The sequence below is a fragment of the Aeromicrobium sp. Leaf272 genome, assembly GCF_001422865.1.
GTDB lineage: Bacteria > Actinomycetota > Actinomycetes > Propionibacteriales > Nocardioidaceae > Aeromicrobium.
Genome location: NZ_LMMY01000011.1, coordinates 54,608 through 61,436, shown reverse-complemented (window position 1 = coordinate 61,436; position 6,829 = coordinate 54,608). Strand labels below are relative to the sequence as shown.

6 protein-coding genes and 3 pseudogenes are annotated in these 6,829 nt (G+C 71.4%); 5 read left to right on the top strand and 4 right to left on the bottom strand.

Annotated features, from left to right (window positions below; translation table 11 throughout):
* From ASF38_RS17945 to ASF38_RS19125, 3 genes and pseudogenes are all read right to left on the bottom strand, one after another.
* Positions 1-195 (bottom strand): annotated as a pseudogene (locus ASF38_RS17945) (hypothetical protein); the annotation flags it as partial.
* Position 196: 1 nt separating this feature from the next.
* Positions 197-1,217 (bottom strand): annotated as a pseudogene (locus ASF38_RS07370) (flavin-containing monooxygenase); the annotation flags it as partial.
* A gap of 1 nt (position 1,218) precedes the next feature.
* The coding region (locus ASF38_RS19125; RefSeq protein ID WP_255353820.1) for an NAD(P)/FAD-dependent oxidoreductase at positions 1,219-1,600 on the bottom strand (382 nt) is incomplete at its 3' end.
* Positions 1,601-1,667: 67 nt separating this feature from the next.
* Here ASF38_RS19125 and ASF38_RS07365 point away from each other — a divergent pair.
* The gene (locus tag ASF38_RS07365; protein ID WP_055961153.1) at positions 1,668-2,282 is read left to right on the top strand and encodes a TetR/AcrR family transcriptional regulator; all 615 of its coding nucleotides are present in this window, start codon (positions 1,668-1,670) and stop codon (positions 2,280-2,282) included.
* Positions 2,283-2,483: 201 nt separating this feature from the next.
* On the opposite strand, the gene ASF38_RS07360 is transcribed toward ASF38_RS07365, so the two are convergent.
* Positions 2,484-2,975 (bottom strand): inorganic diphosphatase, encoded by a 492-nt coding sequence (locus ASF38_RS07360; RefSeq protein ID WP_055961150.1) that lies wholly within the window; start codon positions 2,973-2,975, stop codon positions 2,484-2,486.
* 99 nt (positions 2,976-3,074) lie between these two features.
* On the opposite strand from ASF38_RS07360, the gene dacB reads away from it, so the two are divergent.
* The 4 genes and pseudogenes from dacB to ASF38_RS07340 form a co-directional block, all read left to right on the top strand.
* Complete coding sequence (dacB, locus tag ASF38_RS07355; protein ID WP_056574842.1) at positions 3,075-4,508, top strand: D-alanyl-D-alanine carboxypeptidase/D-alanyl-D-alanine-endopeptidase; 1,434 nt, start codon at positions 3,075-3,077, stop codon at positions 4,506-4,508.
* A 134-nt stretch (positions 4,509-4,642) separates the two neighbouring features.
* On the top strand, positions 4,643-5,794 hold the full coding sequence (locus tag ASF38_RS07350) for a peptidoglycan-binding protein (protein ID WP_056574839.1): 1,152 nt from the start codon (positions 4,643-4,645) through the stop codon (positions 5,792-5,794).
* 61 nt (positions 5,795-5,855) lie between these two features.
* Positions 5,856-6,542 carry a hypothetical protein gene (locus ASF38_RS07345; protein ID WP_056574836.1) on the top strand — a complete coding sequence of 229 codons (687 nt, stop codon included), beginning with the start codon at positions 5,856-5,858 and terminating at the stop codon, positions 6,540-6,542.
* A gap of 79 nt (positions 6,543-6,621) precedes the next feature.
* Positions 6,622-6,829, top strand: a pseudogene (locus ASF38_RS07340) (hypothetical protein); the annotation flags it as partial.

The following is a 6,829-nucleotide window of genomic DNA, read 5'->3' as shown; positions in this document are numbered from 1 at the left end:
GCGCGGTCCGGGCAGGATCTGCACCGAGAACGTGTCGCCGTACGTGGCGTGGGCGTCGCGGATCAGCGGCCCCCGCTTGCGCATGAACCGCATGGTCATGAGCAGCGGGTTCCCGCGCGGACCCGGAGGAACGTCGTAGCTCTGCTGGTCCGCCGCCCCGGCCGGTCGTGGGGTCCCGGCACCCCCGCCGGTCACGTCAGGCCGCCTTCTCCCACGCGAAGTCCTGGGCCTCGACCTTGCGGGTCACCCACCAGTAGCGGAAGGTGAAGCCCGGCCAGATGGTGCGGTTCTTGCCCTGGCTGTCGAGGTACCAGCTGGTGCAGCCACCCTGGCTCCACACGCCCTTGCTGACCTTCTCCTGCAGGGCGTCGTTGAACTGGCGCTGCGCCTGCGGCGTGGGCTCCACGGCCTGGGCGCCGCGCTCGTCCATCTCGTCGAGCATCGACAGGATCCACTTCGTCTGCTGCTCGATCATGAACACGACCGAGTTGTGGCCGAGGGCCGTGTTGGGGCCGAGCAGGAAGAAGAAGTTCGGGAAGTCGGTGACCGAGATGCCCAGGTAGGTCTCGATCCCCTTCTCCTTGAACGTCTTCGACAGGTCGCGGCCACCCTTGCCGGTGACGTGCACCCACTCGAACGCGTCGGTCACGTGGAAGCCGGTGCCGTAGATGATCACGTCGGCCTCGCGGAACGTGCCGTCCTTCGCGCGGATGCCGTCGGCGGTGATCTCCTCGATGCCGTCGGTGACGAGCTCGACGTTCTCGCGGTTGTAGACCGGGATGTAGTTGTCGGTCTTGAGCACGCGCTTGCAGCCGAGGCGGTAGTCGGGGATGAGCTTCTCGGCCACCGCGGGGTCCTTCACCGTCCTGCGGATGTAGCCCGAGACCTTCTTCTCCATGACGCTGGTGATGTTCTGCAGCGGTCCGGTGAAGCCCAGCTGCTGCGCCTCGTTGAGCCAGTACATGGCGTTGCGGTAGGCGCGCGTGCCACCCGGCAGCTTCTTGATGAAGGCCTTCTTGCGGCCCTCGATGTCGTGGTTGTGCTTCGGGACGACCCAGGGGGCGCTGCGCTGGTAGACGTCGAGCTGGGCGACGTCGCCGACGATCTGCGGGATGAACTGGATGGCGCTGGCGCCGGTGCCGACGACGGCGACCTTCTTGCCGGTCAGGTCGACGTCGTGCTGCCACTGCGCGGAGTGGAAGCGAGCACCCGCGAAGNCCCGGGCGTCGTAGGTCTCCTTGGAGGTGCTGACGGTCCAGCGCAGGCGCTCCTCGTCCCACTCGGCGCCGGTGACCTCCGTGCCGAAGTGGATGACGTCGTAGAGGTCGTGCTTCGTCGCGACGCCGCGCATGTACTGCCAGATCTCCTGCTGCCCGGAGTACTCGCGGCTCCAGCCGGGGTTGAGCTCGTAGGAGAAGGAGTACATGTGGGACTGGATGTCGCACTCGGCGCCGGGGTAGGTGTTGTCGCGCCAGGTGCCGCCGACGTCGTCGGCCTTCTCGATGACGACGAAGTCGTCGCGTCCGGCCTCGCGCAGCTTCATGGCCATGCCCATGCCGCTGAAACCGGTGCCGATGACCAGGATGTCCGTGGAGATCATGTTTCGGATACTATCGGTATCTGAGACCCGTGGCCAGGTGTTGCGGGACACGTCGAGGGAGGCAGCGATGACCGTCGAGAGCGAGCGCACCGTCACGCGGGCGCAACGTCAGGCGCAGACCCGCGAACGCCTCGTCGAGGTCGCCCGCGAGCTGTTCCTCGCCGACGGCTACAACGCCACGTCCCTCGACAAGGTGGCCGTCGCGGCCGGCTTCTCCAAGGGTGCGGTGTACTCCAACTTCTCCGGCAAGGAGGAGCTCTGCATGGCGGTGCTCGACACGATCCACGAGGAGCAGATCTCCGGGGTCGTCGCCGCCTTCACGGTCGACGCCGACCTCGACGGCCGCATCGACGCCTTCGCCTCCTGGGCCCGCGAGAAGCTGGGCCACCCGCGCTGGACCGCGCTCGAGGTGGAGTTCGCGGCCGTCGCGCGGCAGAGCCCCTGGGTCGCCACCGAGCTGGTCAAGCGGCACCGCATGCTCGTGGCCGCCAGCGCCGACCTCATCGAGCGGGTCATGGCCGATGCCGGTCTCGCCCTCGGCATGGAGGCCCGCAAGGCCGCCACCGCCCTGCTCAGCCTCGGCATCGGTCTGGGCGCCATGCGCTCGCTCGACGGCGAGCTCGACGTCGACGTCTTCGCCGAGACCATGCGCGCCCTGCTCCGCGGCTCCACGTCGGCCTGACGCCCGACCAGGCTCAGTCCCTCCGTTTCGGACAGTTCCGGGGCGGTCCGGGGCCCATCAGTGCCCCGGACGTGTCCGAGACGGGAGGCGCAGCCCGGGAGCCCACCCACGTCGCTGGGCCTGCTCCGGTCGAGGCCCTTTCGTAGGCCGCCTCGAGACGGACCGGAGCCGACGCAGCCGCAGGGCCGCGCCGGAGGAAGGTCAGTAGCCGCCGTTGTCCTTGAAGCGGTCGAAGCTGCGGTTGACCTCGGCCTCGGCCTCGACGCGGCCGGTCCAGGTGGAGCCCTCGACGGACTTGCCGGGCTCGAGGTCCTTGTAGACCGTGAAGAAGTGCTCGATCTCGAGGCGGTCGAACTCGGGCACGTGGTGGATGTCGCGCAGGTGCTCCTGGCGCGGGTCCGTGGCCGGGACGCAGAGGACCTTGTCGTCGCCGCCGGCCTCGTCGGTCATGCGGAACATGCCGATCGCGCGGCAGGTGATGACGCAGCCGGGGAACGTCGGCGACGGCAGCAGCACCAGGGCGTCGAGCGGGTCGCCGTCGAGGCCGAGGGTGTCGTCGATGAAGCCGTAGTCGGCGGGGTACTGCGTGGCGGTGAACAGCGTGCGGTCGAGCCGGATGCGGTGGCTCTTGTGGTCGACCTCGTACTTGTTGCGCTCACCCTTGGGGATTTCCACGGTGACATCGAAGATCACGGGTCGGGCCTCTCGTCGCTGCTGGTTGCCTGAGCGCACCGGGCGACCGCCGTCGGGCGGGACCGCAGGGATGGGCGCTTCGTGCATAGTCTGGCCCATGTGACGCGACGAGATCGAGGCAGGGTCGCTCTGCCGTGGGCGCTGGGCGGGCTGTTCCTCGCCGTCGTGCTCGTCGCCGGAGTCGGCCTCGGCTGGACGTCGGGCCGGCTCAACCCCGTCGTGTGCGGCGGCCCGTGCGGGCCCGAGGCGGTCGCCCCGCCGGAGGCGCTCACCCTCGATGCCGCCCCGCAGCGCGTCCAGCCCGATCCCGTCATGACCGGCGCCCTCGACCCCGACGCCGTGCGTGCCGCCGTCCAGCCGCTCCTCGAGGACCCTGCCCGCCGCGCCGAGCTGGGCGACCGGCTCGGCGTCGCCGTGGTGGGGCTCGACGGCACGTCGGTGTTCGCCCGCGACGCCGCCGAGGCGTTCGTGCCGGCCTCGACGACGAAGCTGCTCACGGCGTACGCCGCGCTCTCCCTTCTCGAACCCGGATCGCGCTTCAGCACCTCGACCGTGCTCGACGGCAACGAGGTCGTGCTCGTCGGCGGCGGTGACCCGTACCTGGCGTCGAGCCGACCCGAGCGGCCCACGCGCGTGGACCGCGCCGACCTGCGCACGTTGGCCGAGCGCACCGCCGCGGCGCTCGACGACGCCGGCGTCGGTGAGGTGTCTCTCGGCTACGACGCCGGCCTCTTCACGGGTCCGTCGGCGAGTCCGGGCTGGGAGGACTCCTACGTGCCCGGGCAGGTCGTCACGCCGGTGAGTGCGCTGTGGGCCGACCAGGGGGTGCGCGACGGGATCCGGTCCGGGGACCCGGCCCGCGCCGCGGCCGACCGGTTCGCCGGCTACCTGCAGGACGAGGGCATCGACGTCGACGGCGACCCTGACCGGGCCGACGCGCCGCCGGACCCGCAGCGGGTGCTCGCCGCCGTGCAGAGCGCCACCGTCGCCCAGATCGTCGACGCCACGCTGGTCCGCAGCGACAACGAGGCCGCCGAGGTCCTCCTGCGCCACGTGGGACTGGCGGCGGGCGGCCCGGGCAGCTTCGAGGGCGGCACCGACGCGGTGGCAGCCACGCTCACCGAGGCGGGCGTGCCCGTCCAGGGCCTGCGGCTCGACGACGGCAGCGGTCTGGCGCGGTCGAACCGGATCGCCCCCGAGACCCTGGCCGGGGTGCTGCGCGTGGCGGCGTCGCGCGCCTCCACGTCGGAGCTGCTCGCCGACCTGCCGGTCGGCGGACTCACCGGCACCCTCGAGGACCGCTTCGACGAGGACTCCGCGGGTCGGGGTCTCGTGCGCGCGAAGACCGGCACGCTCACCGGTGTGCACTCGCTGGCCGGGTACGCCACCGACGCCAGAGGGGTGCCGATCATCTTCGCGGTCATGGTCGACGACACCGAGGGCGTGAACCCGTTCGTCACGCAGGCCGCGATCGACGACGTGGCGGCGGCGCTGGCGGCCTGCACCTGCGGTCCCGACGCGACCCAGTCCTGATCTCAGCCGCCCTGACCCCACTGCCCCGCGAAGAACAGTCCTGTAGTTCACGCGAAGCCGTGACACGTGTGACGGATGAGACGCACGATGGTCGTCCGCCGGGTGGGGAAGCCCGACGGGCGAGGGAGATCATCATGCGCAGGCTCGGGCTCGCGTGCGCCGCCGCACTCATGTGCGCGGCCACGCTCACCGCCGTCGGTGGCACGTCGACCGCGGCCCAAGCCGCGACCCAGACGACACCGGTGCCGCTCCCCGCGAAGCCGAAGGGGCTCAAGGCCCCCGTCGCGCTGCCCAAGGCCGTCGACCCCCCGTCGGCGTACGCGCCGCAGGTCGCCTGCCAGCCCGGTACGCCGGCCGGTGTCGCGAAGACACGCGACCTCGTCATGAAGACCTACGGCGTCGGGGGGAAGGGAAACACGGCGCGAGGCTGCTCCGAGGGGGTGTCCGAGCACGCCGACGGGCGGGCCTGGGACTGGATGGTGGACGTGAAGGACGCCGAGGAGAAGAAGGCCGCCGCCGACTTCCTCGCCTGGCTGACGAAGGACGGCGGCACCAACGCCCGGCGTCTCGGCATCATGTACGTCATCTACAACGAGAAGATCTGGGCCGTCTACCGGTCCAAGGAGGGCTGGCGCCCGAGCTCGGGCCACCGCGACCACGTCCACCTGTCCTTCAGCTGGAACGGCGCCCGAGGAACCACCAGCTTCTGGACCGGGAAGGTCCACCCCGTCGACCACGGGCCGTGCTCCCGCTTCGCCGGGCAGCCGGCCGTCATGAACTCGAAGGCGCGCACCACCCGCTGCTACGCGGCCGTCCCCCTGGTCAAGAGGACGTCGTGGGCCACGATCGCGCTCGGGTCCCGCGCGGGCACCGTGAAGACCGCCCAGAAGGCGCTCGGCGTCAAGCAGACCGGGACCTTCGACGCCGTCACCCGCGCGGCCGTCAAGGCGTACCAGAAGAAGCACGACCTGCCCTGGACCGGGACCATCGACCAGCCGACGTGGGCCTCGCTCGTGCCCGCCAAGGTCACCTCGGACGTGGCCAAGGGCCTCTCGGCCGCCGAGGCCGCGGCCTACGGTGCGGAGCGCTACACCTCCTCGATGCCCGAGCGGACCACCGGGAAGGCCGTGCTGGTGCTGCAGGTCGCGCTCGGCATGAAGCGCGCGGACCGCAACGGGTACTACGGACCCCTCACGGTCGCGGCGGTCCGGGCCCGGCAGAAGGCGATGGGCCGCTCCCAGACCGGCACCTGGACGAAGGGCGACTGGGCGGCCCTCGCCTCGTGACGCGGCCGACAGCCCCGTCGTTGGAGTGGTGCGGCGAGGCGGTGCGCGGGATCATCGAGGAATGAGCGAAGACGAGGGACGTCAGCCAGACGAGCGCGCCGGCGAGCGCGATCGCACCCACGGCAAGGACGAGCGCCGGTACGTCCCGTCCGACGTCGACCCCCAGCGGTGGGTCAAGCGGCTCGTCTGGGCCCTCGTGCTCGTCGCGGTCGTGTACGCCGGGGCCCTGGTCGCGTCGGCGTTCTTCCCGCGGTGGTGGGCCCAGCGCATCGGCGACCAGGTGAACGGCGACCTCACGAGCGGCATCCTGTGGGGCCTGTTCTACGGGTTCGTCTTCACGATCGTCCCCCTGATGATCGTCGTGCAGCTGCGTCGCCGGTTCTTCAACTGGACGTGGCGGGGCATCCTGCTGGTCGTGGCGATCGTCCTGGCGGTGCCGAACTGGCTGACCCTCGCGGTCGTGCTGGGCACGGGCAACGCGGCGCACGCGGGCGAGCGCATCATGGACGTCGAGGCTCCTGGGTTCCGGATCGCGACGGCGATCGGTGCCGTGGGTGCTGCCGGACTGGTGGTGGTGCTGCTCGTGACGGGTGTCGTCGCGACCCACCGACGCAAGCAGGTGCGCACGCTGAAGGGCCGGCTCGACGAGCGCGAGAGCGGCCCGGTCGACGGTTCCCGCGACGGCACCGGCGCCGGCCCGGGGACTGGCACCGGGACTGGCGCCGGGCGACGCACCGACCGGTCCTGACGCCGAGTTGCGAGCCGCGGCCACGGTGCCAATGTGGGAACCGCGGCACCCGCCGCACAGTCGACCCCAGGAGGAACACATGAGCGAGCTCAACCCAGAAGGTCCCGCTGACGGTGGCGCCGAGGGCACGCCGGGCGTGCAGGACGGTGGCGCTGACGGTGGCGCCGAGGGTCCCGCCGACGGTGGTGCCGAGGGCACGCCGGGCGTGCAGGACGGTGGCGCCGACGGTGGCGCCGAGGGTCCCGCCGACGGTGGCGCCGAGGGCACCCCGGGCGTCCAGGACGGTG

What these genes read in the sequence shown, in the direction of transcription:
- ASF38_RS07365 (WP_055961153.1), top strand. Translation starts at nt 1,668, where the DNA reads ATGACCGTCGAGAGCGAGCGCACCGTCACGCGGGCGCAACGTCAGGCG.
- ASF38_RS07350 (WP_056574839.1), top strand. Translation starts at nt 4,643, where the DNA reads ATGCGCAGGCTCGGGCTCGCGTGCGCCGCCGCACTCATGTGCGCGGCC.
- ASF38_RS07345 (WP_056574836.1), top strand. Translation starts at nt 5,856, where the DNA reads ATGAGCGAAGACGAGGGACGTCAGCCAGACGAGCGCGCCGGCGAGCGC.